This window comes from Occultella gossypii (genome assembly GCF_019947135.1).
GTDB lineage: Bacteria > Actinomycetota > Actinomycetes > Actinomycetales > Beutenbergiaceae > Occultella > Occultella gossypii.
Map to the genome: position 1 here is coordinate 66,372 of NZ_JAGSHT010000007.1, position 22,110 is coordinate 88,481.

Genomic DNA, 22,110 nt, shown 5'->3' on the forward strand with positions numbered 1-22,110 from the left:
GCAGCCGTGGCGAACGCGAGAGGCGTCGGCTACCGGCTCTCGCCGCGAACCGCGACGCCGGCCCTGGTCTCGACGCCGGACCCGAACGCGGCGCGCCGGGCCGCCCGACGCAGCGTGGCCAGCACCGGATACCCGGCGACCGCGATCCCCACGGCTGTGGTGATCGCCCGTCCCAGGTCCCAGGGCAGGGAGGTGGCCAGGCTGTAGAGCAGGAACCGGTGCAGGTTCTCCCCCATCGGGGCGCCCGCCACGAACGAGATCTCGGTGCCGCTGCCGATCAGGAACGGCCAGAACGAGAGGTTCAGCGCCGTCCCGAACAGTACGGCGGCCAGGGCTCCGTACCCGGCCAGGAGCGCGATCTCCCATCGGCCCCGGAGCCGGCCCGGCAGCAGCCCGGCGCCCAGCCCCACCCACGAGGCCGCCAGCATCTGGAACGGCAGCCACGGTCCCACGCCGCCGGTCAGCAGGGCCGAGGCGAAGATCGTGGTGGAGCCGAGCAGGAAGCCGAACCCGGGGCCGAACACCCGCCCGCCGAGCACGACGAGGATGAACACGGTCTCGACCCCGCCGGTGCCCGCCGCGAGCGGACGCAGGATGGCTCCGACGGCGCTGAGGAGCCCGAGCACCGCGATCGCCTTCACGTCCAGGCCGCCGTCGTTGACCCCCACCAAGAGCACCGCGAGCCCGGCGGCCACCACCAGGGCGAGTACCACGGGGGCGGAGGTGGCATCGTCGAGCGTGGCGCCGGCATCGACCAGCAGCGGCCAACCGAACGCCAGCACCCCGAGCGCGGAGGCGAGCGCGAGCGTGAGGCCCAACCGGCGCCCGATCGGGACCGCGGTCACGTCGGCGCCGGGGCCGGCATCCCGCCTCATGGCGGTCCCTCGGCGGCCGCGCCCGCGGCCAGCGCCTCGCGCACGTCCGCGACCGTGAGCACGCCGACCGGGGCGAGGATCTTGGCGACCTGCGGGGCGAACGTGGGCGAGTCCCGCAGGACCTCTTCGGCCGGAGCGTCGGCGACCACCTCCCCCTCGGCGAGCAGCACCACCCGACCGGCCACCCGCGCCACGAACTCGACGTCATGGCTGGCCACGAGGATCGTGTGCCCGCCGGCGCGCAACTCACCGAGTGCCGCGACCAGGTGAGCCTTCGCGGTGTAGTCCAGGCCGCGGGTCGGTTCGTCCAGCAGCAGCACCCGTGGCGTCGCCGCCAGCTGGACGGCGACCGCGAGGGCGAGCCGCTGCCCCTCGGAGAGATCACGCGGGTGCCGTGCGGCGTCGATGCCCGGTGTCAGCGAGTCGAGGATCGAGGCAGTGGTCCCGGCCGCGGCCGTGGCCTGCTCATCGGCGGCGGCGCACTCGGCCGCCACGGTGGGCAGGTAGAGCAGGTCCGATGGTGCTTGCGGCACCAGGGCCACCTCGCGGCGCGCCACCGCGGGGATGAGGTCCGCCGGGTCGGTGCCATCGGCCAGGGTCGCGGTGCCACCCGACCGCCGACCGCGCCCGGACAGCGCCCAGAGCAGGGAGGACTTCCCGGACCCGTTGCGCCCCATCAGGGCCACCACCTCGCCCGCGGGCAGTTCGAGGTCCACACCACGCACGGCGTGTGCGGCGCCGTACCGCACGTGCAGCCCGCGGGCCGCCAGCAATGCCGCAGAGCCCGACGGCGTCCGGTCGGCCCGGTCATTCGGCGCACCCGTGCGGGTGGTTCCCACCGCCGCGGCCAGGCCCGTGCGGACCCGCTCTCGTAGCGGCCCGGCCACCCGACGGGCATCACGCACCGAGAGCGGCAGCGGGTCCCACTGCGCCAACAGACCTAGTTCCACCACCGGTGGGGCCACAGCCGAGTGCGCGAGAACCGCCGCCGGCGCACCTGCCGTGGCCACGCCGTCGGGCGTCAACGAGATGACCGAATCGGCGAACTGGACCACGCGTTCGAGCCGGTGCTCGGCGAGCAGCACGGTGATGCCGGAGTCGTGGACCAGCCGGGTGAGCGCGGCGAGCACGTCCTCCGCGGCGCCCGGATCGAGCGCGGAGGTGGGTTCGTCCAGGACCAGGATCCGCGGCTGGGCGGTGAGCACCGCAGCGATCGCGACGCGTTGCTGCTCCCCGCCGGAGAGGTCCGCGAGGGCGCGGCCGCGCAGCGGTGCCAGGCCGAGCAGGTCGAGCACCTCCTCCACGCGTTTGCGCATCAGCGCCGGGGCCACCCCGAGCTGCTCCATCGCGAACGCGAGCTCCTCCTCCACCGAATCGGTCACGAACGAGGCGAGCGGGTCCTGACCCACCACCCCCAGCACGTCCGCCAGATCGCGGGGCAGGTGGTCGCGGGTGTCCCGGCCGGCCACCAGCACGGTGCCGGAGAGCAGACCGCCACTGAAATGCGGCACTCGGGCACAGGCCGCCCCGAGCACCGTGGACTTGCCCGATCCCGTGGGCCCCACGACCAGGCACAGCTCGCCCTCGCCCACGGTGAAGCTGGCCGCACGCAACGCCGGCGTGCCGTCGTAGCTGACGGAGACGTCCTGGAATTCGATCATCGGGTGCTCCGCCCGGGTAGCACGGCCGGGAGCGCGGCGGCGCCGGCCGCGATCACGCCGCTCAGTGGCAGCGTGGGCCAGGTCAGCGGGCTCAGCGACGCCGAGACCGAGTCGGGTTCGAGGGCGGCTCCGAGACCGATCGCCGCGGCCACCGCCACCCCACAGGCGGCAACGAGGTTCTCCGGTAACCCCCACGGGTCGGGCCGGTAGCGCGTCCGGCGCACCTGCCGTCCGGCCAGCACGGAGGCCACCACGGCGACCGCAGCGCCTGCCGCCAGCAGCGGCGGGCCGAGCCAGTCCGGCGCGGTGCCATCGAGCAGGCCGTAGGTGCCGATCAGCCCGGCCAGGAGCGCCACCAGCAGCAGCGCCCCGACCCGGCGGTCACCGCCGGGCCGGTGGCCACGGGCGTAACCGCGGGAGTCCATCGAGGCGGCGAGGGCGAGCGCCTGATCGAGGGCGTCCTGCAGCACCGGGATGAGCCGGCCGGCGAACGCGCGCGGCCCGCGCCCGTCCAGGCCGCGCAACAGCTGCGCCCGGCGCACCCGGGCGGCGGCGGAGAACAGCTGTGGGGTCACACTCACCGCGATCACGACGGCGGTGCCGAGGTGATGCAGGGACGCCGGCAGGCAGCGCAGGGCCCGCTTCGGGTTGGCCAGCGCGTTCGCGGCGCCGAACGTGATGATCAGGGCGGCCAGGCGCAGGCCGGCGTAGACCGCACCGAGCAGCCCGGCGGCGTGCACCGGACCGAGCAGCTCGATGCTGTCCACCCAGCCGGGCAGCGGGATCCGGGGCAGGTCGACCAGCACGGGGCTGCCATCGGGCAGCCCGACGAGAACGTAGAAGGCCACCCGCACGGCGATCACCACCAGGCCGAGCCACAGGTAGGCACCGAACGCGCGGGCCCACGGTGAGTCGTCCCGCCGGGTCACCACGACCAGGGTCACGGCGGCGAGCAGCAGGGCGATGACCAGCGGATTCTGGGTGCGGGTCAGCGCCACCGCGATACCCGCACCCCACGCCCACCAGGCCAGAGGGTGCAGGGACACCCGGTCCGTCCGCTCGGTCACGGGCGGGCCCGGGACCGGCGGTGGACCGGGACTGCGCTGGAAGGTGGTCATGGCCGGTCGGCGCTCAGTCCTCCCGCTGGGCCGTGCGGCGGCGAGCCACCAGGACGGCCGCCAGGCCGACGACGACGACCCCGGCGAGCCCGGCGATCACCCCGACGGGGGCACCGGAGCCCTGCTCGGTCTCGGCGTCGGTCGTGGACTCGGCCGGCTCTGCCGATCCGTCCATGGTCTCGCCAGCACCCTCGGCACCCGCAGCCACGTCGGCGGCGGTCACGGTGGGCCCGGCGCTGCCGTCGAAGTAGCGCCAGCCCTCGTAGCTGCCGACGACCGGGTCCGCCAGGTCCGCGCCGACCGTGGAGCTGACCCACTCGGCCCCCGGCTCCGCCGTCCAATAGGACCAGAAGCTGCCCTCGAACACCGTGGGGCATGGGTCCGGTTGGGCGTTGACGGCACAGATCAGGCCGGCGCTGTCCTCCGCGAGGGTGAATCCGGCCAGTTCCAGCGCCTCCCGGCCCGACGCCGGGTCACCCTCGGCGCAGCCGACCTCGACCGCACCGCCGACGTCGGTGAAGTCGACCACGACGGTGACGCCGTCGTCCGCGGTCAGGCAGCCGCCCGTGGGGGCCTGGCCGGCTTCCGCGCTCGCGGCGGTCGGCAACAGGGTGAGCAGGCCGAGTGCGATCGCGGCCGCGCAGCCGGTCGTGGAGATCTTGGGGTGTCTCATGGTGGAGCCTTCCGGGAGGGTGCCCGCGGGGTGGGCCCGCTCCCCCGGGTCCCGGGCATGAGCGCGCGGGATGAGGACTCGGGCTCCTCCCGCAGTCCACGACGGGTCGAGCCTTCGATCCCGAGCAGGTGATCCGGCTCGTCGCCCGCATCGGTGCTGCGGGCGACCCACGGTTGCGGGACAGCGCCGGTTTCGGACCGGCTTCCCCTGATCTCGGGTCGACTGATTGTGTTGGCTGGAGTCTACGGCCGCGTGGCGACAACCGTGCGCGGGTGTGGCGGCGGTGTCATGCTGGGGCATGGCCAGCATCTCGACCGGCACCGGGGACGACGGCACCACCGGACTGTTCCTCGGTGGCCGGGTGTCCAAGCGGGACGCCCAGGTGGAGGCCGGCGGCGACCTCGACGAGACCATCGCCGTGCTCGGGGTCGCTCGAGCCTGCTGCCACGACACCGAACTCGCCGCACTCGTGCTGCGGTTGCAGCGCGAACTCTTCGTCTGCGGCGCCGACCTGTCCACGAATCCGTTCCACCGGGACCGGCTCGAACCGGGAGTCTCCCTGGTGACGTCGGAGATGGTGACCGCCTTGGAGACCCTCATGGACGATCTCCTCGAGCAGCGCCCGCTACGACCGGTGTTCATCGTGCCGGGCTCGAATCAGGTCAGCGCGGCCCTCGATCACGCCCGCACTGTGGCACGCCGGGCGGAGCGGCACGTGGTGGCCGCGCGCGCGTCGGGCGTCGAGGTGAACCACCAGCTGTCCACGTATCTGAACCGGTTCTCGGACCTGCTCTTCGTCCTGGCCCGGCACGCCGGCGGCGAGGACGAGCCGGCCAGCCACGACTGATCACGATCAGCTCAGTTATCCGTCCTGGCCGCCCGCCGTGCCGCGATCTCGGCGGTGATCTCCCGGAACCGCTCCTCGGTGAGCGGGTAGAAGAACATCACCGTCACGGAGAGCAGCAGGAAGCCACCGACCAGCCCGCCCGCCCATAGCTGGATGTTCTGCGACACCCCGTCGGCCTGGGCCTCGCCGGCCGCCGCGGACGCGGCGCTGAACCCGGCCCAGGTGAGTGCGAACCCGCCGACGAACCCACCGAGTGCCTGCCCCATCTTCCGGGTGAACGAGAACGCGGCATAGGTGGTGCCCTCGGTCCGGTTCCCCGAGCGCCACTCGCCGTACTCGACGGTGTCCGCCTCGAGGGCCCACATGAGGGTGTTCACGCCGTTGACAGCGGTACCCATGAGGAAGAACGCGATCAGCCCCACCCACGGCGTGGTGTCCAGCGGCCCGAAGGCGAGCACCACGGCCCCCATGATGCCGACCGCTCCGAACGTGACGTAGCCGGTGCGCTTGCCCACCGTTCGCACCACCCGCGGGATCAGCGGGCCCACGAAGAACAGCGGGAGCACCTGGGCCAGTGTGTTGAACGCGATGTACGTCGCGTTGCCCTGCACGTAGATGGCGATGTAGGAGCCGAGGGTGCTCATCGCCGTCAGGCCGGTGAGGAACAGCACCGCGCCACCGGAGAGCCACAGCAACGGCTTGTTGCCGCCGAGCGTCCTCATGCTGTCGAGGAAGCCGACGGTGACGCCCGGCCGGGTGACCTGCTCGCGGTTCGAGAAGACGAGGAACAGGTACAGGACCATGCCGACCGCCACGAAGATGCCCGTGGTCAGGAACAGGGACTGCTGGAGCGCACCCGGATCCTCGGCGTTCCCCGAGATCTGCGGCGCGATCACGAAAGCCAGCGCGAGCACCGCCAGTGCGGCGCCGTACCCACGGAACACGGCCAGCTTGGCCCGCTCGGTGGGCACCTGGGTGAGCGACGGTGCCATCGACCCGTACGCGATGTTCACCAGCGTGTAGAAGATCGAACCCATCAGCAGGTACGTCACGTACATGTAGACGATCGCCGCGGTGCCGGCGATGTCCGGGAACACGATCTTCGCCGAGTAGATCGCCCAGCTCGAGACCAGCAGCGGCAGCGAGAAGATCAGGATGAAGGGGCGGAACTTGCCCATCTTTCCGGGCGTGCGCCCGTCGATGAGGCGGCCTGCGCCGAGGTCGGTGAACGCGTCGACGAAGCGGACCACCAGGAACATTGTCCCGATCACCGCACCCTCGACGCCCACGACGTTCGTGTAGTACAGGATGAGGAACATCCCGGCCATGGTGAAACTCAGGTTGTTGGCCGCATCCCCGGCCGCGTAGCCGAGGTAGTTCTTCAGGGTCATCGCCCGCGGACCGGCCTCGGCGGGCATTGCTCCAGTCATGTCGTCTCCTTCGACGAAGTCGGAACCGGTCCTCCTCAGACCTGAGCGGGTCCGGCGAGCGCGCGGACTGTTTCGACGATGGCCCGGACCACACCGTCGATGGGCACCCTGCTGGTGTTGAACACCATGTCGTACCGGTCCGGCAGACGCGGGTCCCAGCCGTAGAGGACCTTGGACATCTCGCCGCGCACGTCGTCCTCGCGCTGCTGGCGGGCGGCCGCCCGGTCGAGCGGGATTTCCGCCTGCTGAGCGGCGCGGGCGACCCGGTCCACGAGGGCACCGGTGAGCAGCACGTGCACCGTGTTCGGGCGGTCGGCGAGGATCACGGTGGCGTTCCGGCCGACGATGACGCCGCCGGACTCGGCGTAACTCCGGACCGTCCGGTTGTTGTCCATGACCAGGTCGTACTTGTCCTGCTGGGTGGCCACCACGTCCCGCCCGTCGAAGCCACCGTAGGCGCCGCCCATCGCGGCGTAGACGGTGGCCAGCGTGGCGTTCTGCGCAAGCCTGTCCGGGCCGCCGCCCTCGATGTCCTCGGAACTGAACGCCTGGCCGTGGAACGGCAGTCCCAGAGCCTCGGCGACCTTCGTCCCCACGGCCTGCGCACCAGCGCCGTAGTGCTCGAACAGCGTGACCACCGGCTTGCCGGCCGGTTGCCGATCGGCCTCCATCGCGCTCACCCCTCCCGTGCCGGTGGCGACCTTGCCACCGGCGCCGCTCGTCGTCGAGACCTCGGTACCAGCATGCCGGAACCGGCTCCGAAATGTGTCCGGTTCGTGAAGGCTACGGGAACCTCCGCACGCCGGCGAGCGGACCAACGGCGGGTCGCCGGTGCCCGTCGGACATGACGAGGGGCGTCCTCCGGCGGTGACCGGAGGACGCCCCTGCGGCGTGGCTCAGCGGGTGCTGAACGCGGCGTCGAACGCAGCCTCGGGCGCGTCGAACGCGAACTTCTTCACGAACTCGAGGGCCTCCGGGGCGCCCACCAGACGGTCCATCCCGGCGTCCTCCCACTCCACCGAGATCGGTCCGTCGTAGCCGATGTGGTTGAGGGCCCGGAAGGCGTCCTCCCATGGCACGTCGCCGTGCCCGGTCGAGACGAAGTCCCAGCCACGGCGGGGGTCCGACCAGGGCAGGTGCGAGGACAGCCGGCCGTTACGCCCGTTCGTCATGCGCAGCTTCGTGTCCTTGCAGTCCACGTGGTAGATCCGGTCCGCGAAGTCGACGAGGAAGGAGACGGGGTCGATCTGCTGCCAGACCATGTGGCTCGGGTCCCAGTTCAGACCGAACGCGTCCCGGTGGCCGATGGCCTCGAGGGTGCGCACCGTGGACCAGTAGTCGTACGCGATCTCGCTGGGGTGGACCTCGTGGGCGAACCGGACACCGACCTCGTCGAACACGTCCAGGATCGGGTTCCACCGGTCCGCGAAGTCCTGGTAGCCGGCCTCGATGATCTCGTCGCGCACCGGCGGGAACATCGCCACGTACTTCCAGATCGCCGAGCCGGTGAACCCGACCACCGTCTTGACGCCGAGCCGGGCGGCGGCGCGGGCGGTGTTCTTCATCTCCTCGGCGGCCCGTTGCCGGACGCCCTCGGCGTCGCCGTCGCCCCAGATGGAATCGGGGAGCATCTCACGGTGCCGGATATCGATGGGGTCGTCGCAGACGGCCTGGCCCTTGAGGTGGTTGGAGATTGCCCAGACCTTCAGGTCGTACCGGGCCAGCAGGTCCAGCTTCTCCTGGACGTAGTCGTCGTCGGTCGCGGCGCGGTTCGGGTCGAGGTGATCGCCCCAACAGGCGATCTCAAGTCCGTCGTAGCCCCACTCGCTGGCGAGCCGGGCCACCTCCTCGAAGGGGAGGTCCGCCCACTGTCCGGTGAACAGGGTGATCGGTCGTGCCATGGGAATTCTGCTCCTCGCTGCGGGGTTCTCTTCGGTCGGTTCGTGCTGGTCCGTGGTCGGCCAGGTCAGGTCGGGTCAGCCGGCGGTCGGGATGTCCAACCAGGTGCTCCCACCCTGGGCGCTCTCCTCGACTGCGGCAAGGACCCGCTGCACGGCGAGCCCGTCGGCGAAGGACGGTTCGGGCTGCTCGCCGGCGGAGACCGCGGTGACCAGGTCCACGACCTGATGGGTGAAGGCGTGCTCGTAACCGAGCCCGTGGCCGGCCGGCCACCAGGCGGAGATGAACGGGTGCTCCGGCTCGGTGACGAGGATCCGGCGGTAGCCGGCGGTGCGCGCGTCCTCGCCGGCGTCGAAGTACTCGAGGACGTTCAGGTCCTCGAGGTCGAACGCGAGGGATCCTGCCGAACCGTTGATCTCGAACCGCAGTCCGTTCTTGCGGCCCCACGCGAACCGGGTGGCCTCGAACGTCCCGATCGCGCCGCCGGCGAGCCGGGCCAGCCAGATGGCCGCGTCATCGACCGTCACCGGCCCGAGCTCGGCTCCCCCGGTGCCGGCCAGGCCGGCGAACTCGGTGGCGACCGGCCGCTCCTTCACGAACGTCTCGGTGAGCCCCACGACGCCGGTGATCGCCTGGCCCGTCACGAACTGGATCAGGTCGGTGATGTGGGCGCCGATGTCCCCGAGTGCGCCCGACCCCGCCTTGGTCTTGTCCAGGCGCCAGGACAGCGGGGCGCTGGAGTCCGCGATCCAGTCCTGGAGATACTGGGCCCGCACCTGCCGGATGGTGCCGAGGCGGCCCTCGGCGATGAGCTGGCGGGCGAGTTGGACGGCGGGGACCCGGCGGTAGGTGAAGCCCACCATCGCGAGCACACCGTTGGCCCGGGCCGCCTCCGCGGCCGCGGCCATCTGCTCGGCCTCGGCGACGGTGTTCGCGAGCGGCTTCTCGCAGAGCACGTGCTTGCCGGCGTCGAGCGCGGCGATCGCGATCTCGGCGTGGGTGTCACCCGGGGTGCACACGTCCACCAGGTCCACGTCGTCGCGGGTGATCGCAGTGCGCCAGTCCGTCTCGGTGTCCCGCCAGTCCAGCTTCGCCGCCGCCGCGGCCAACGCCTCCGGGTTCCGCCCACAGATGACCTGCTGGATCGGCGTGAGCGGCAGATCGAAGAAGCGGGGCGCGTTGCGCCACGCCTGCGAATGTGCGGCGCCCATGAAGGCGTACCCGATCATCGCGACGTTCAAGGGTGGACTGGCGGTCATCGAATTCTCTCTCCTCGGTGGTGTTCTCTCATGCGGTGGGGGCGGGGGGGGGGGGGGGGGGGGGCCGCCCCCCCCCCCCCCCCCCCCGGCCCCCCCCCCCCCCCCCCCCACCCCCCCCACCCCCCCCCCGGGGCGCCCGCGGGGGGGGCCCCCCCCGGCGTCCGCGCGGGCGGGGCGCCGGCCCGCCGCAACGCCGAGCTGCGCGGCGATCACCTGCGCGGCAAACGGAACGCCGTGTACTCCCCGACGGTCGGGCCCGGTCCCGGGTACCCGCGGGAACTGGATACCGCCGCCGGCCCGATCGAGGTCGACGCGGCGACCGACGCCGGCCTGTACGGGCTGAACGCCGACGTCCTCGGTGGCGGCACCCGGGTCTGGCAGGGCATGGCGTGGCGGTTCCTGCCGGAGGACTTCCGGATGCGGCAGGTCTACGGCAATCCCGAGGGCGCGAGCCTGGCGGACTGGCCGGTGGACTACGCCGAGCTGGAGCCCTACTACACGCGGGCCGAGGCCGAGCTGGGCGTCAGTGGCGCCGAGGGCTCACTCACCGCGCGGACGCCGCGCTCGGGCGGCTACCCGATGCCGGCCATGGGCAGCGAGCCGGCCCGCGAACTCCTCGCCCGGGCGGCGGAGGGCCTCGGGTGGGGCTGGGGTCCGATCCCGCTCGCCCTGAACAGCGTCCCGCACGCCGGCCGCCCGGCCTGCGTGCGGTGCGCGCAGTGCGTGGGTCACGCCTGTCCTGTCGACGCGAAGAACGGGGCGCACAACACGGTCATCCCGCTCGCGCTCGCCACCGGCCGCTGCGACCTGCTCCAGGACGCCGAGGTCATCGAGGTCCGCGACGGGCACGGCGCCGCCGGGGTCACCGTGATGGTCGGGGCGTCGGGACCAGCGCCGGTCGCACTCGACGTGGCCGCGGACGTGGTGGTGGTCTCCGCGGGCGCGGTGGAGACCCCCCGACTGCTGCTCGCCTCCGGCCTGGGCAACGACCAGCTCGGCCGGCACCTGCACGACCACCGGTTCGTGAGCATCCTCGGCACCGTCGACGAGCCGGTCAAGCCCTACGTCGGCCCCGGCCACAGCATCGCCACCCTCGACCACGTGCACGCGGCCACCGTCCCATGGGGTGGCGGCGTCCTCGTGGACCTGATGAGCCTGCTGCCGCTGACCTCCGCGGGTTCGCCCGCGCCGGGCGTGCCCGAGTGGGGTGCCGCTCACAAGGAGTGGATGCGGACGGGCAGGGCGCACGTGTTCGGGGTGTTCGGGATGGGCCAGGAGATCCCGGTCGCCACGTCCCGGGTCGGCCTGAGCCCCCGGGTCCGGGACCGGTGGGGACGCCCGGGCGCGACCCTGCGCAAGGACGTCCACCCGGCCTCGCTGGAGATCGACGACGGCATGGCCCGCGAGGGCGCGACGTGGCTGAGCGCGGCCGGTGCGGCGGGCGTGCGCCGGCTGGTCGGGACCGCGACGGCGTCGGCGGCGGGCGAGCACTCGTGCGGCACCGCGCGGATGGGCACCTCGCCGCAGACGTCCGCGACCGATCCCTACGGTCGCCTGCACGGGGCGCGCCGGGTGGTCGTCTGCGACTCCTCGCTGCACCCCACGAACGGCTCCGTGAACCCGACGCTGACGATCATGGCGAACGCGTTCCGGGTGGCCGAGCATCTCGTGGCGCACTGGCCGGGCTGAGGTTCGTCAGCCGCGCAGGCCGACGCAGTCGTGCTGCCAGAACACGTCCGCGTACACGAGCGCCCCGGTCATCCAGTCCCGGTGTGCCGGCAGCGTCACCACCTGGAACGCGGCCGGCGGGATCCGCACCGAGGGCGCCGTGTTGCCTCGGGTGGCACCGGGGACGAACCCGAGCCGCGGGTAGTACCCGGGATCGCCCTCGAGGAAGACCGCCGGCAACCCGACGTCGGCCGCCGCCGAGAGCGCCGCCCGCACCAGGGCGGACCCGACCCGCCGCCCCTGGTGGGACGGCGCGACCGAGAGCGGGCTCAGCACGCCGACCTCCACGAGCTCGCGTGGTGCGTCCAGCCAGGACCGCGTGACCAGCACCTGCCCGACGACGACGCCGGCGGCCTCCGCGACGAACGCGAGCCCGTCACGCCCGCACCGGCCGGCGCGCAGCGCGCTCTCGAGGGCGGCGACCCGCTCCCCCTCGCCGCCGAAGGCGGCCCGGATCACCTGCCCGACGGCGTCCCGCTCGCCTGGGCGCTCGCGGCGGATCTCGGTCGGTTCGTTCGGTTCCACCCGCGGCACGGTAGGTGCCCGCGGAACGCGGGAACAAGGCCTTTTCCCGCACGGGGGACAGCAGCCACGGTGAGCGGCAGTCCCCAAGCACCTCCGCCATCGGGCATCGACGATGGAGCACGGGGCGCCGGGTCCTTGGTGGATTCCCGGCGCCCCGTGGCCTGTTCCTACTCGACGCGCGCGATGGGCGCGCCCTGGACGACGGCCTCGTCCTCGGCCACGAGCAGGCGGACGGTGCCCGCGACGGGGGCGGTCACCTCGGCGTCGACCTTGTCCACCTGGACCTCGCCGAGCAGTTGACCGGAGGCCACGGTGTCGCCATCGGCGACGAACCAGGTGGCCAGCACCCCCTCGGTCTCGGGTTTGGTCTGGTCCAGGACGGGAAAGACGACGTCGGTCATGACAGGACGCTCCGGATGGCCGCCTCGATGCGGTCGTGGCGGGGCAGGACGGCGTACTCGAGGGATCGGGCGTACGGGATCGGTACATCCGGGACGGCAACCCGCCGCACCGCGGTGAGTAGCGTCGGGTCGGTCTCGACCACACCGGCCACGACCTCCCCGGACAGTCCGAACGAGAGGTAGTCCTCGTCGACGACGACGAGCCGGCGGGTCTTGGCCACCGACGCCAGGATCGCCTCCCGGTCCAGCGGGACCAGGGAGCGCAGGTCCAGGACCTCCACGTCGACGCCCTCGCCGGCGAGCGTGTCCGCGACATCGAGTGCATGGTGCACCGAGAGCGAGAGGGTGACCACGGTGACGTCGGACCCGGCCCGAGCGACGGCGGCCTTCCCGATCGGGACCGTGTACTCACCCTCGGGAACCAGGTCGATGGACCGCCGGTTCTTGGCCATCCACGGCAGGCCCATGATGCCCTTGTGGAACATGTAGACCACGGGTGAGTCGTCGCGGATGGCGGAGGTCATCAGGCCCTTCGCGTCCGCCGGGTTGGACGGGACGACCACCTTCATCCCGGGTAGGTGGGCGAACGTGCCCCAGAGGGTCTGGGAGTGCTGCCCACCGTCGGAGTAGCCGCCACCGACGGCCGTGGTGAGCACCATCGGGACCTTCACGCGGCCGCCGGAGAAGTAGCCGATCTTGGCCATGTGGTTGTAGATCTGGTCCAGGCACACGCCCATGAAGTCGGCGAACATGAGCTCGGCGATCGGCCGCATGCCCTCGGTCGCGGCGCCGACGGCGAGGCCGATGAACCCGGTCTCCGAGATCGGGGTGTCGATGATCCGTTTCGGGCCGAACTGCTCCAGCAGGCCGGTGGTCGAGGAGAAGATGCCTCCGTAGGCGCCGACGTCCTCGCCGAGATAGAAGACGGACTCGTCGCGTTCCATCTCCTGCGCGATGGCCTCGACCATCGCCTTGGAGGTGCTCAGCCGCCGCCCGCCCTGGGCCTGCGGCGCCTGCTCGGTGTCGGTGAGAGTCATGACCGCGCCTCCTCGGCGAACACGTACAGAGCGACGTCGGCCGGATCGGGCTCGGGGCTGTCCTTGGCGAACGCGATGGCGTCCTCGACCTGCTCGCTCGCCTGCGCGCGGACCCGGGTGACGGTGGCGTCGTCCAGCACCCCCGCGGACCTGAGCCGGTCCTCGTACGCGGGGATCGGGTCGTGGCCGGCGACGTCGGCGAGGTCGGGCCGGTAGCCCTGGGCGTCGCCCTCGAAATGGCCCCACATCCTCAGGGTGTGCACCTCGATCAGGCTCGGCCCGCTCCCGGCGCGGGCCCGCGCCACGGCACGTCCGGCGGCCTCGTGGACGGCCTCGACGTCGTTGCCCTCGACCCGGTGCCCGGGGATGCCGTACGCGGCCGCCCGGTCGGCGTTGTTCGGGATCGACGTGGACGCCGAGCGAGGCACCGAGATGCCCCAGTCGTTGTCCTCGACGACGAACACGACGGGCAGGTTCCATAGCGCCGCGAGGTTCAGGGACTCGTGGAAGGCGCCCTGGTTCGCCGCGCCCTCCCCCGTGACGGCGACCGCGATCGCGTCAGTGCCGCGGCTTCGGAACGCGAACGCCATGCCGAGCGCAGGCGGGTAACCCTCGGCGATGATCCCGGAGCAGGAGAAGTGGGTGTCCGGGTCGAACAGGTGCATGTGCCCGCCGCGCCCGCGGCCGAGCCCGGTGGTGCGGCCGAAGATCTCCGCAGCCATGGGGCGCAGCGCCATGCCGTGGGCGATGGCGAAGTGGTGCGGGCGGTGGGTGGCCGTCACCGCGTCGTCGGCGGTGAGGTGTGCGCAGACACCGGCGGAGACGGGCTCCTGCCCGGCGGCCAGGTGCATCTCGCCGGGGATGAGCCCCTTGCCGATGTCGAAGCCCGGTCCCTTGTCTGCGTGGTACTCACGCAGGATCGCTTCCTCGAAGGTGCGCACGAGCACCATCGAGGAGTACATCCCGAGGCGGGCCTCGGCGCTGAGCTCCGGCACCGCCGGCGCAGGTGTGGTCGTCGACATGTTGCCTCCGTTGGCTGGTCGTTCCCCTCTGGGCATCCAGCCTCACTGCGCGCCTCGCGGGTGGCAACGTGCGTTATTTCAGATGGTGATAGCGCCCTCGTCGGTGCTCAGCGCGATCAGGGTGGCGGCACGGGTCAGCCGCGCGGCGCGGGCGAGCACGTCGGCGCCGCGGTGCGCGGGCACGGACACCGCGACGGCGGCCACCGTCGTCGCCGACGGCACCGGCGCGGCGATGCAGACGGTGCCGAGCGAGTACTCCTCCCGGTCCAGCCGGAACCGCGACTCCGTGCCGAGCTGGCGCAGCAGCGCGCGCCGGTCGGTGAGGGTACGCGGCGTGAGGTCCTCGAGCGAGTGGGACTCGAGGTAGTCCCGTCGGGCGTCGTCGGGCAGCACCGAGAGCACCGCCTTGCCGAGCGCCGTGGCGTGAGCGGCGTCGTGGAAGCCCACCCACAGGTCCGCCCGCGGGGCCGTCGGGCTGTCGACGATGTCCCGGAGCTGGATCTCGCCGTCCACGAGCACGGACAGGTAGGCCGCGGCGCCGAGGTCGGCGTGCAGTCCGCTGAGGATCTCGTGCGCCCGGTCGGTGCGCAGGCCGCCCACCTTCGTGCCGCGGAGCCGGTCCACGTGGTCGCCGATCACGTACCCCTCGGCGGTGCGGGTCAGGTAGTCCTCGTGCACGAGCGTGCGGAGCAGGTGGTAGACGGTCGGCAGCGCCGTGCCGGTTCGGCTCGCGAGCTGCTTGGCGGTGACCGGCACGTCCGACTCGGCCACCTCATCGAGCAGCCGCAGGGCTCGCACTACCGAGTGGATGATGGTCGGCTCCGCCACGAGGACCTCCTTTGACGGGAGCGTAGCCCGCGTGCGCCCGGCGGGCAGCCCGATCGGGCCGGCCCTCGGTGCCGCCAACGTGTCATCGTGCGGCCCATCGCCGCGAATGCGCCGCACGATCGCACTCTCGGCCCGGCTCCCGCCGGCGAGGGTGCGGTTGTGCCGCTCACGAGCCGGTTCCGCCGCACGATCGCACGTTCGGTGGGCCGGCCGAGCGATTCGACACGCCGACGGCGCACCGCGCAGTACCGCGCATCCCGCAGTAGTGTGCAGTGCATTGGGCGGCCGAGGGTCGCCCGCTCGATCAAGGAGTGGCGATGGACACGACTCAGATGCTCAAGGGCGTGCTCGACCTGGCCGTGCTCGCCGTGGTCAGGGCCGAGGACGGCTACGGCTACGACGTGGTCCGGCGGCTGCGCGGCGCCGGACTGACCGACGTGGGCGACGCCTCGGTATACGGCACCCTGCGGCGCCTGTACGCCGCCGGTGCGCTCACCAGTTACGTGGTGCCCTCGGACGAGGGGCCGCACCGCAAGTACTACGGCATCACCCCGCAGGGCCGGGCCTCCCTGGACCTGCAGACCAAGCAGTGGCACGAGTTCGCGCACACCATGACCGATCTTCTCGACCTGGCGGAGGCACACTGATGTCCACCCTGACGCAATCGGACGCCGTGGCCGCCTACGCCGCCGCCGTCCGGGACCACCTGGCCGCGCTCGACGCGGAGACCCTGGACGAGCTCACCGGCGGACTTGAGGCGGACCTCACCGACGCCCTCCTCGACCAGGTCGCCGGCCCCACCGCGCTGGCGGGGCTAGATGCCTCGGCCCTGGCCGCCCGGTTCGGGGATCCGGGCACGTATGCCGAGGAGCTGCGCGAGGCCGCCGGGATCGAACTGCCGCCCGCCGGGCCACGCCCGCGCCGCACGCTCGGCCAGGTGTTCGCCGACGCGGGCACCGAGTTGGCGACCGACTGGCGCCGCTTGGCCGCCGAGAACCGCTGGGTGCGGGCCGTCGCCGGGTTCGTCGCGTCGTTGCGTCCGGTGTGGTGGCTGCTGCGCGCCTGGGTGGTCTTCGTGATCCTGGGCGCCATGGTGGGCTCGGGACCGGTGCCGCATTCGCTCGGGGCCTGGCTGTTCCTGATCGCACTCGTGGTGGCGAGCGTGCAGTGGGGCCGGGGTGCCTTCGGGCAGGGCCGCCGGGTCCATGCGCTCCTGCTGACCGGCAGCACCATCTGCGCGATCGCCGCGCTGCCGGTCTTCGCGGCCTCCGCCTCGCACATCGCCCAGGGCGGCAACGGCGGCTACCACTCGGGGTGGGACGACGGGTATCGCAGCGGCGTCGCGTCAGCCACGAACGACGGGGTGCGGGTCGGCGGCGTGGAGGCAACGAACCTGTTCGTCTACGGCCCGGACGGCCTGCCGATCGCCGACGCGCGCATCGTCGACCAGGACGGGAATCCCGTGGTGCTCACCGAGCCCGAGATGGGCCGACCGTGGACGCAGTGGGACGGCGAGTGGACCTGGGGCGACGTGCCGCTCGGGGCGACCGACCCCCAGGTCCCGCTGAACACATTCCCGTACAGCTTCTACGCGTTGGACGACTTCGAGCCGAACGACGACGGGCTCCTTGAGCCCGCCCCCGACACCCTCGTGATCGAACCGGCCTGGCCGGCGGCGTCCCTGTTCCCGCTCGAGAGCGCGACGACCGGCGACCCGGCCACCGATCCGGAGGCGACGCCGACCGACGGTGCGGCGGAGCCGACCGATCCGGTCGACGATGCCACCGCGACGCCCGAGGCCCCCACCGCGGAGCCGAGCGCATCCGGCGAGGAGGCGTCGCCGTCGGGCACTCCGTGACGGACGGGCGCCGGCCCTACGCCTCGCGCCGAGCCGCGATCGCCGCGGCCTGGGCGCGCAGCGCCTCACTCGTGAGAGCGACCCACTCGGCGATCGCGGCGAGCTGATCCGGAGAGAAGTGCGCGGTCACCTCGGCCATGGCCGCACCGAGGCCCGCGAACGCCTCGGCCACCCGGGGGTCGCCGGGCCGCGACGCCGTGACCACGAGGCGGCGCCGGTCCCCCGGGTCCCGCTCGCGGCCGGCCAGCCCGGCGCGCTCGAGGCGGTCCACGAGCCCGGTCACCGCGCCGGCCGTGAGGGCGGTGCGCTCGGCCAGTTCGCCTGCGGACATCGGCCCCTCCCGGCCCAGGATGCCGAGCGCCTTGTGGTCCGCGGCGGACAGCCCCATCAGGGAGCCGATCGCCTCGTGGAAGAGGACGACGGCGTCGCTCAGCTCCGCCCCGAGCCGGTCCGGCTCGGGCATCTGGTCGGGCCTCTGGCCGGGCAGTGCGTCGTTCTTCACGTCGGGCATGGTCACATCCTCCACCTTCTGATATCTTTTAGTCTACTCAACCATTTAGACGACTGAAAGGCTAGCGAGATGCGGTGGAGCGGTGCTTGGAGCGAAGCGATCGGGATCTTCGGGACGGCCGGCGGATTCTTCGTCCGGCACTACCCGATCGTGTTCGCGTTCGGGGCGGTGGCGTCGGTGCAGCGGTTCCTCGCCGTCGGTGGGGGCGAGCGGTTCGCGTGGGCGGGCGGCGTCGGCGGCGAGGTGGTGACGGCGGGGGTGCGGGTGCTGTTCCTGGTCTGGGTGATCCGGCGCGCGTTCGCGGACACCGACGTGCCGTGGTCGGAGGTGGGCGCCCGGCTGAGCCGGTTCGTCGACGGTCGCACCGGCGTGCTGCTCGCCAGCGCCGCGCTCCTGGTGGCCCTGACCATCGTCGCGAAGGTGATCCCCGACGCCATCGGAACGGGCCTGGACACCTCTGCGCGGGCGACCTACCAGTCCTGGGAGCTGGCGATCAAGAACGTGACGGTCATCCCGTTCACGATGGTCTGGTTGACGATGCTGGCGCGGCACGCGCTCACGGTGCCGGTCCCGACGGCGGTCCCGGCCGGGTGAGCGGCCCTGTCGGCCATCTGACGGCGGGCGTAGTCTCGGCGCATGCACATCGCGGTGACCGGGGCGTCCGGCAAGCTGGGTCGGGTTGTGGTGACGTACCTGCGGGAGGCGGGGCACGCCGTCGTCGCCCTGGATCGGTACGGCGAGCGCGGGCCCGGCTTCACGCGGGTGGACCTGACCGACCACGGGCAGGTGGTGGATGCGTTGGCCGGCATCGACGACACCCACGACGGACTGGATGCCCTCGTGCACCTCGCAGCGATCCCGGCGCCCGGCCTGGCCAGCGACGTCGCCACGTTCGAGAACAACATCCTGTCCACGTTCCACGTGTTCCAGGCCGCCAGGCGTCTCGGGATCGCCAATATCGCGTACGCCTCCAGCGAGACCGTGCTCGGACTCCCGTTCGACACGCCGCCCCCGTACCTCCCGGTGGACGAGGAGTACCCGGCGCGGCCCGAGTCGACCTACTCCCTCGTGAAGCACCTCGAGGAGACGATGGCGATCGAACTGACCCGCTGGGACCCGGCACTGAAGATCATCGCACTGCGGTTCTCCAACGTGATGTACCCCGAGGACTATGAGGCGTTCCCGTTCGACGCGGACCCGCTCGCGCGCAAGTGGAACCTGTGGTCCTACATCGATGCGCGCGACGGCGCGCAGGCCGTGCTGCGCGCACTCGAGCTCGAGGCGGCCGGGTTCGACCGGTTCATCATCGCCTCCCCGGACACGGTGACGACGCGCCCGAACGCCGACCTCGTGGCCGAGGTCTTCCCGGACGTGCCGATAACGCGCGACCTGGGCGAACACGACACCATGCTCTCGATCGACAAGGCCCGCCGTGTCCTCGGCTATGCGCCGCTGCACTCGTGGCGGGACGGTCGACGCTGACGGCACTCAGGTGAGCAGCAGCTTCCCGATCCGGCGAGTGGTGGCCCAGAGGCCGAAGGCGGAGAACACCGCCAGGTAGGCGACGTGGACCAGCAGGCCCGCGTGCAGGTCCCCCATGGTCAGAGCGCGGACCAGGTCGACCCCGTGATAGAGCGGCGTCGCCTGCACCACCCACTGCAGCACCGGCGGGTAGGTGGCGAGCGGGTAGAACGTCGCCGAGAACAGGAACATCGGCAGGATCGCGAGCTGCACGTAGTCCATGTCGTTCCACGACCGCATGTAGGTGGTGGCCGCCATGCCGACGGCGGCGAAGCCGAGCCCGATCAACGTGCACGCGGGGATCGCGAGCAGCGCCCACCAGGACGGGACGAACCCGGCCACGGCCGCGACGAGCAGGAACGCCGCCGAGTAGATCAGGCCGCGCAGCAGGGCCCAGGAGATCTCCCCCGCCGCGATGTCCCACGGCCGAAGCGGGGTGGACAGCACCGACCGGTAGAGCTTGGAGTGCTTGAGCTTGTAGAAGACGTTCCCGGTGGAGTCGTACACGGCGCCGTTCATGGCCGACGTGGCCATCATCGCCGGCGCGACGAACACCGCGTACGGGATCTCGCGGCCGTCGACCTCGACCGAGCCGACCAGCGCCCCGATGCCCACGCCCATCGCGAACAGGTAGAACACCGGCTCGAAGAATCCGGAGACGAAGGTGAGCCAGTAGTGCCTGGCGGCGCGCAGGTTGCGCTCCACGAGCGCCGCGGGGCGGGCCAGCGCCACCGGGAACGGCAGTGCCCGGCGGGACGGGGCGGCGCTGGTCGTGGCCACTCAGACCACCATCCGGCGCCGTAGCGCGCGCACCGCGAGCAGGTACCCGACGCCGGCCCAGAGCGCGAGGTAGGCGACGTGCACGGCGAACCGCCACGGCTCGAGCCAGAGCGCCGAGTCCGGGCCCAGGCCGAGCGCCCGGGTGAGCGCGACCGTGTGGGTCAGCGGCGAGACCCACCCGAACACCTGCAGCCCGACCGGCAGCTGAGTGAGCGGGAAGAACGTCCCGGAGAACAGGAACAACGGCATGATGATGAACCGCTGGAGCACGTTGAAGCCCTGCTCGCTGTCGATGGTCGCCGAGAACGCGTAGATCGGGGTCGCGAACGCGAGCCCGCCGAGCACCGCGGCGGGCACCGCGACCAGGGCGAGGGCAGAGTCCATGGCCCGCAGGGCCAGCGCGACGCCCACGAACACCCCGGCGACGAGGGTCAGGCGCATCAACACGTAGACGAGGTGGCCACGGACCAGGTCCACCACGCGCAGCGGCGTCACCAGCATCGCGTCGTAGGTGTGCAGCCACTTGATCGCGCCGAACACGTTGTAGGTGGTCTCCGCGGACGCCGTCATCATCGCCTGTGCGGCCACCAGCCCGGTCGCGACGAAGGCCACGTACGGCACCCCGGGCACGGCCGTGCGGTCCCCTGAGTCGATGAGCGCGCCGAGCCCGTAGCCCATCCCGGCGAGGTAGAGCAGCGGGGCCAGGAACGAGGAGATCACCGTGGAGCGCCAGATCCGCTTGTAGACGGCGAACCAGTAACCGAACACGGCCCGCCAGCCGCCCCCGGGAGGGCGCGGCGCCGGACCCACCTCGCGCTCGGGATCCTCGACGGCGGAACCTCCTCCTAGGGCGACCTCACCCGGGGAGCCGGGCCGCGCCGTCGGGCTCTGCTTGTCCGCCCGGCTCATTCGACCAGGCTCCGCCCGGTCAGCCGCAGGAACACGTCCTCGAGCGACGCGCGGCGCACCAGCGCCGAGAGCGGGTGGACGCCGCGCGCGGCGACCGTCTCGAGGGCACCGTCGCCGTCATGGACGTAGAGCAGGAGCCGGTCGGCGAGGACCTCGACCCGCTCGGCGATGCCGGCGACGTCCGCGACCCGCTCGGCGTGATCGGCGGCGTCGAAGCGCAGTTCGAGGACCTCACGCGAGGCGTGCTGGGCGATCAAAGACCGGGGCGAACCCTCCGCGACGATCCGGCCGCGGTCCATCACCACGAGCCGGTCGCAGAGCTGCTCCGCCTCGTCCATGTAGTGCGTGGTCAGCACGAGCGTGACGCCGTCCCGCTTGAGCCGGAACAGCCGGTCCCACAGGACGTGCCGGGCCTGCGGGTCCAGGCCGGTGGTCGGCTCGTCCAGGAGCAGCAGGCTCGGCTCGTTGATGAGCGCGCGAGCGATGGTCAGCCGGCGTTTCATCCCGCCGGACAGCGATTCGACGACGGCGTCCGTTTTCTCGGTCAGCTGCGCGAACTCGAGCAGGGGTCCGGTGCGGGCACGCACCTGCTCGCGGGAGAGACCGAAGTAGCGGCCGTAGACGAGGAGGTTCTCGCGCACCCGCAGCTCCTCGTCGAGGGCGTCGGTCTGCGGAACCACGCCCAGGCGCGCCTTGATCGCCGGCGCATGCGTGGCGGGATCCATGCCGAACACCCGCAACTGACCGCCGGAGACCGGGGAGGTGGCGCCGATCATGCGCATCGTGGAGGTCTTGCCGGCGCCGTTCGGGCCGAGGAAGCCGAACGACTCCCCCGCGGCGACCTCGACGTCGATGCCGTCGACGGCGACGAAGTCACCGAACGTCTTGCGCAGACCGGTGCCGCGGATCAGGGACATGGCTCTATGTCACCACCTCGGTTGGATTGCTAGCAATCTAACACCCTAACGACTCTTGGACCTGTGGTCGCCGGTGCGGTGGTGCCAGCGCACCGATTCCGGGAGTTCGTTGACGGTGCAGATCGCCTCCCACACCCGCTGCGGGCTCTCCCCGTCCGCGAGTGCCTCGTTCGCGGTGCGTCCGTTCAGCGGCGCGAGGACGAGGTCCTGCGCCAGGGAGGCGCCGTAGCGACCGAACGTGTCCTCCATGGCGGCCCAGAACTCGGAGTGCTTCACGCGGGCCAGCGTAGGTCACCGCGGTGACAACGCGT

24 protein-coding genes are annotated in these 22,110 nt (G+C 72.1%); 6 read left to right on the plus strand and 18 right to left on the minus strand.

Annotated elements, in window-relative coordinates; genetic code table 11:
• Positions 1-29 precede the first annotated feature (29 nt).
• From KCQ71_RS06965 to KCQ71_RS06980, 4 genes are read right to left on the minus strand one after another with little or no spacing between them, the layout of a single operon-like run.
• Complete coding sequence (locus tag KCQ71_RS06965; protein ID WP_223404252.1) at positions 30-875, minus strand: ECF transporter S component; 846 nt, start codon at positions 873-875, stop codon at positions 30-32.
• Complete coding sequence (locus KCQ71_RS06970) at positions 872-2,536, minus strand: ABC transporter ATP-binding protein (protein WP_223404254.1); 1,665 nt, start codon at positions 2,534-2,536, stop codon at positions 872-874. The genes KCQ71_RS06965 and KCQ71_RS06970 overlap by 4 nt, the downstream gene beginning before the upstream one ends.
• Positions 2,533-3,654: a CbiQ family ECF transporter T component gene (locus KCQ71_RS06975; RefSeq protein WP_223404256.1), complete on the minus strand. Its 1,122-nt coding sequence runs from the start codon at positions 3,652-3,654 to the stop codon at positions 2,533-2,535. Before KCQ71_RS06975 ends, KCQ71_RS06970 begins: the two co-directional genes overlap by 4 nt.
• 13 nt (positions 3,655-3,667) lie before the next feature.
• Complete coding sequence (locus tag KCQ71_RS06980) at positions 3,668-4,327, minus strand: hypothetical protein (protein WP_223404257.1); 660 nt, start codon at positions 4,325-4,327, stop codon at positions 3,668-3,670.
• A gap of 298 nt (positions 4,328-4,625) precedes the next feature.
• Between KCQ71_RS06980 and KCQ71_RS06985 the strand changes: the two genes are divergently transcribed.
• Positions 4,626-5,174: a cob(I)yrinic acid a,c-diamide adenosyltransferase gene (locus KCQ71_RS06985; RefSeq protein ID WP_223404259.1), complete on the plus strand. Its 549-nt coding sequence runs from the start codon at positions 4,626-4,628 to the stop codon at positions 5,172-5,174.
• A gap of 11 nt (positions 5,175-5,185) precedes the next feature.
• Here the strand turns inward: KCQ71_RS06985 and KCQ71_RS06990 are convergent, their stop codons facing one another.
• From KCQ71_RS06990 to KCQ71_RS07005, 4 genes are all read right to left on the minus strand, one after another.
• Positions 5,186-6,604, minus strand: coding sequence for a glycoside-pentoside-hexuronide (GPH):cation symporter (locus KCQ71_RS06990; protein ID WP_223404261.1), 1,419 nt, complete (start codon positions 6,602-6,604; stop codon positions 5,186-5,188).
• Positions 6,605-6,639: 35 nt separating this feature from the next.
• Positions 6,640-7,275: a cytidylate kinase-like family protein gene (locus KCQ71_RS06995; protein WP_223404263.1), complete on the minus strand. Its 636-nt coding sequence runs from the start codon at positions 7,273-7,275 to the stop codon at positions 6,640-6,642.
• Between the two features lie 225 nt (positions 7,276-7,500).
• Positions 7,501-8,505, minus strand: a complete 1,005-nt coding sequence (locus KCQ71_RS07000) for a sugar phosphate isomerase/epimerase family protein (RefSeq protein ID WP_223404265.1) — start codon at positions 8,503-8,505, stop codon at positions 7,501-7,503.
• Between the two features lie 75 nt (positions 8,506-8,580).
• A complete protein-coding gene (locus KCQ71_RS07005) occupies positions 8,581-9,762 on the minus strand; it encodes a Gfo/Idh/MocA family protein (protein ID WP_223404267.1) in 1,182 nt (393 codons plus the stop codon).
• Positions 9,763-9,996: 234 nt separating this feature from the next.
• On the opposite strand from KCQ71_RS07005, the gene KCQ71_RS07010 reads away from it, so the two are divergent.
• Positions 9,997-11,451 (plus strand): GMC oxidoreductase, encoded by a 1,455-nt coding sequence (locus KCQ71_RS07010; protein WP_223404268.1) that lies wholly within the window; start codon positions 9,997-9,999, stop codon positions 11,449-11,451.
• Between the two features lie 6 nt (positions 11,452-11,457).
• On the opposite strand, the gene KCQ71_RS07015 is transcribed toward KCQ71_RS07010, so the two are convergent.
• From KCQ71_RS07015 to KCQ71_RS07035, 5 genes are all read right to left on the minus strand, one after another.
• Positions 11,458-12,015 carry a GNAT family N-acetyltransferase gene (locus KCQ71_RS07015; protein WP_223404270.1) on the minus strand — a complete coding sequence of 186 codons (558 nt, stop codon included), beginning with the start codon at positions 12,013-12,015 and terminating at the stop codon, positions 11,458-11,460.
• 167 nt (positions 12,016-12,182) lie between these two features.
• Positions 12,183-12,416, minus strand: a complete 234-nt coding sequence (locus tag KCQ71_RS07020; RefSeq protein ID WP_223404272.1) for a biotin/lipoyl-containing protein — start codon at positions 12,414-12,416, stop codon at positions 12,183-12,185.
• On the minus strand, positions 12,413-13,453 hold the full coding sequence (locus KCQ71_RS07025) for an alpha-ketoacid dehydrogenase subunit beta (protein WP_223404274.1): 1,041 nt from the start codon (positions 13,451-13,453) through the stop codon (positions 12,413-12,415). The genes KCQ71_RS07020 and KCQ71_RS07025 overlap by 4 nt, the downstream gene beginning before the upstream one ends.
• A complete protein-coding gene (locus KCQ71_RS07030) occupies positions 13,450-14,475 on the minus strand; it encodes a thiamine pyrophosphate-dependent dehydrogenase E1 component subunit alpha (protein WP_223404276.1) in 1,026 nt (341 codons plus the stop codon). The genes KCQ71_RS07025 and KCQ71_RS07030 overlap by 4 nt, the downstream gene beginning before the upstream one ends.
• A 78-nt stretch (positions 14,476-14,553) precedes the next feature.
• Positions 14,554-15,303: an IclR family transcriptional regulator gene (locus KCQ71_RS07035; RefSeq protein WP_223404277.1), complete on the minus strand. Its 750-nt coding sequence runs from the start codon at positions 15,301-15,303 to the stop codon at positions 14,554-14,556.
• 317 nt (positions 15,304-15,620) lie between these two features.
• On the opposite strand from KCQ71_RS07035, the gene KCQ71_RS07040 reads away from it, so the two are divergent.
• Positions 15,621-15,950, plus strand: coding sequence for a PadR family transcriptional regulator (locus tag KCQ71_RS07040; RefSeq protein ID WP_156742562.1), 330 nt, complete (start codon positions 15,621-15,623; stop codon positions 15,948-15,950).
• Entirely contained in the window at positions 15,950-17,161 is a 1,212-nt protein-coding gene (locus tag KCQ71_RS07045; protein ID WP_223404279.1) for a hypothetical protein, read from the plus strand. Before KCQ71_RS07040 ends, KCQ71_RS07045 begins: the two co-directional genes overlap by 1 nt.
• 16 nt (positions 17,162-17,177) lie before the next feature.
• On the opposite strand, the gene KCQ71_RS07050 is transcribed toward KCQ71_RS07045, so the two are convergent.
• On the minus strand, positions 17,178-17,672 hold the full coding sequence (locus KCQ71_RS07050; protein ID WP_223404282.1) for a MarR family winged helix-turn-helix transcriptional regulator: 495 nt from the start codon (positions 17,670-17,672) through the stop codon (positions 17,178-17,180).
• 69 nt (positions 17,673-17,741) lie between these two features.
• Here KCQ71_RS07050 and KCQ71_RS07055 point away from each other — a divergent pair, with 69 nt between their 5' ends.
• Both KCQ71_RS07055 and KCQ71_RS07060 read left to right on the plus strand, forming a co-directional pair.
• Entirely contained in the window at positions 17,742-18,266 is a 525-nt protein-coding gene (locus tag KCQ71_RS07055) for a hypothetical protein (protein WP_223404284.1), read from the plus strand.
• Between the two features lie 42 nt (positions 18,267-18,308).
• Entirely contained in the window at positions 18,309-19,154 is an 846-nt protein-coding gene (locus KCQ71_RS07060; RefSeq protein WP_223404286.1) for an NAD-dependent epimerase/dehydratase family protein, read from the plus strand.
• Positions 19,155-19,160: 6 nt separating this feature from the next.
• Here the strand turns inward: KCQ71_RS07060 and KCQ71_RS07065 are convergent, their stop codons facing one another.
• Genes KCQ71_RS07065 through KCQ71_RS07080 form a run of 4 tightly spaced genes read right to left on the minus strand, consistent with a single transcriptional unit; the run spans position 19,161 to position 22,075 of the window.
• Positions 19,161-19,973: an ABC transporter permease gene (locus KCQ71_RS07065; RefSeq protein WP_223404288.1), complete on the minus strand. Its 813-nt coding sequence runs from the start codon at positions 19,971-19,973 to the stop codon at positions 19,161-19,163.
• Complete coding sequence (locus KCQ71_RS07070) at positions 19,974-20,882, minus strand: ABC transporter permease (protein ID WP_223404290.1); 909 nt, start codon at positions 20,880-20,882, stop codon at positions 19,974-19,976.
• On the minus strand, positions 20,879-21,799 hold the full coding sequence (locus KCQ71_RS07075) for an ABC transporter ATP-binding protein (protein WP_223404292.1): 921 nt from the start codon (positions 21,797-21,799) through the stop codon (positions 20,879-20,881). The genes KCQ71_RS07070 and KCQ71_RS07075 overlap by 4 nt, the downstream gene beginning before the upstream one ends.
• Positions 21,800-21,844: 45 nt before the next feature.
• The gene (locus tag KCQ71_RS07080) at positions 21,845-22,075 is read right to left on the minus strand and encodes a DUF3046 domain-containing protein (RefSeq protein WP_223404294.1); all 231 of its coding nucleotides are present in this window, start codon (positions 22,073-22,075) and stop codon (positions 21,845-21,847) included.
• Positions 22,076-22,110 lie beyond the last annotated feature (35 nt).

Coding starts and splice junctions, on each gene's coding strand:
- KCQ71_RS06965 (WP_223404252.1), bottom strand. CDS start 875: ATGAGGCGGGATGCCGGCCCCGGCGCCGACGTGACCGCGGTCCCGATC.
- KCQ71_RS06970 (WP_223404254.1), bottom strand. CDS start 2,536: ATGATCGAATTCCAGGACGTCTCCGTCAGCTACGACGGCACGCCGGCG.
- KCQ71_RS06975 (WP_223404256.1), bottom strand. CDS start 3,654: ATGACCACCTTCCAGCGCAGTCCCGGTCCACCGCCGGTCCCGGGCCCG.
- KCQ71_RS06980 (WP_223404257.1), bottom strand. CDS start 4,327: ATGAGACACCCCAAGATCTCCACGACCGGCTGCGCGGCCGCGATCGCA.
- KCQ71_RS06985 (WP_223404259.1), top strand. CDS start 4,626: ATGGCCAGCATCTCGACCGGCACCGGGGACGACGGCACCACCGGACTG.
- KCQ71_RS06990 (WP_223404261.1), bottom strand. CDS start 6,604: ATGACTGGAGCAATGCCCGCCGAGGCCGGTCCGCGGGCGATGACCCTG.
- KCQ71_RS06995 (WP_223404263.1), bottom strand. CDS start 7,275: ATGGAGGCCGATCGGCAACCGGCCGGCAAGCCGGTGGTCACGCTGTTC.
- KCQ71_RS07000 (WP_223404265.1), bottom strand. CDS start 8,505: ATGGCACGACCGATCACCCTGTTCACCGGACAGTGGGCGGACCTCCCC.
- KCQ71_RS07005 (WP_223404267.1), bottom strand. CDS start 9,762: ATGACCGCCAGTCCACCCTTGAACGTCGCGATGATCGGGTACGCCTTC.
- KCQ71_RS07020 (WP_223404272.1), bottom strand. CDS start 12,416: ATGACCGACGTCGTCTTTCCCGTCCTGGACCAGACCAAACCCGAGACC.
- KCQ71_RS07025 (WP_223404274.1), bottom strand. CDS start 13,453: ATGACTCTCACCGACACCGAGCAGGCGCCGCAGGCCCAGGGCGGGCGG.
- KCQ71_RS07030 (WP_223404276.1), bottom strand. CDS start 14,475: ATGTCGACGACCACACCTGCGCCGGCGGTGCCGGAGCTCAGCGCCGAG.
- KCQ71_RS07040 (WP_156742562.1), top strand. CDS start 15,621: ATGGACACGACTCAGATGCTCAAGGGCGTGCTCGACCTGGCCGTGCTC.
- KCQ71_RS07045 (WP_223404279.1), top strand. CDS start 15,950: ATGTCCACCCTGACGCAATCGGACGCCGTGGCCGCCTACGCCGCCGCC.
- KCQ71_RS07050 (WP_223404282.1), bottom strand. CDS start 17,672: ATGCCCGACGTGAAGAACGACGCACTGCCCGGCCAGAGGCCCGACCAG.
- KCQ71_RS07055 (WP_223404284.1), top strand. CDS start 17,742: ATGCGGTGGAGCGGTGCTTGGAGCGAAGCGATCGGGATCTTCGGGACG.
- KCQ71_RS07060 (WP_223404286.1), top strand. CDS start 18,309: ATGCACATCGCGGTGACCGGGGCGTCCGGCAAGCTGGGTCGGGTTGTG.
- KCQ71_RS07070 (WP_223404290.1), bottom strand. CDS start 20,882: ATGAGCCGGGCGGACAAGCAGAGCCCGACGGCGCGGCCCGGCTCCCCG.
- KCQ71_RS07075 (WP_223404292.1), bottom strand. CDS start 21,799: ATGTCCCTGATCCGCGGCACCGGTCTGCGCAAGACGTTCGGTGACTTC.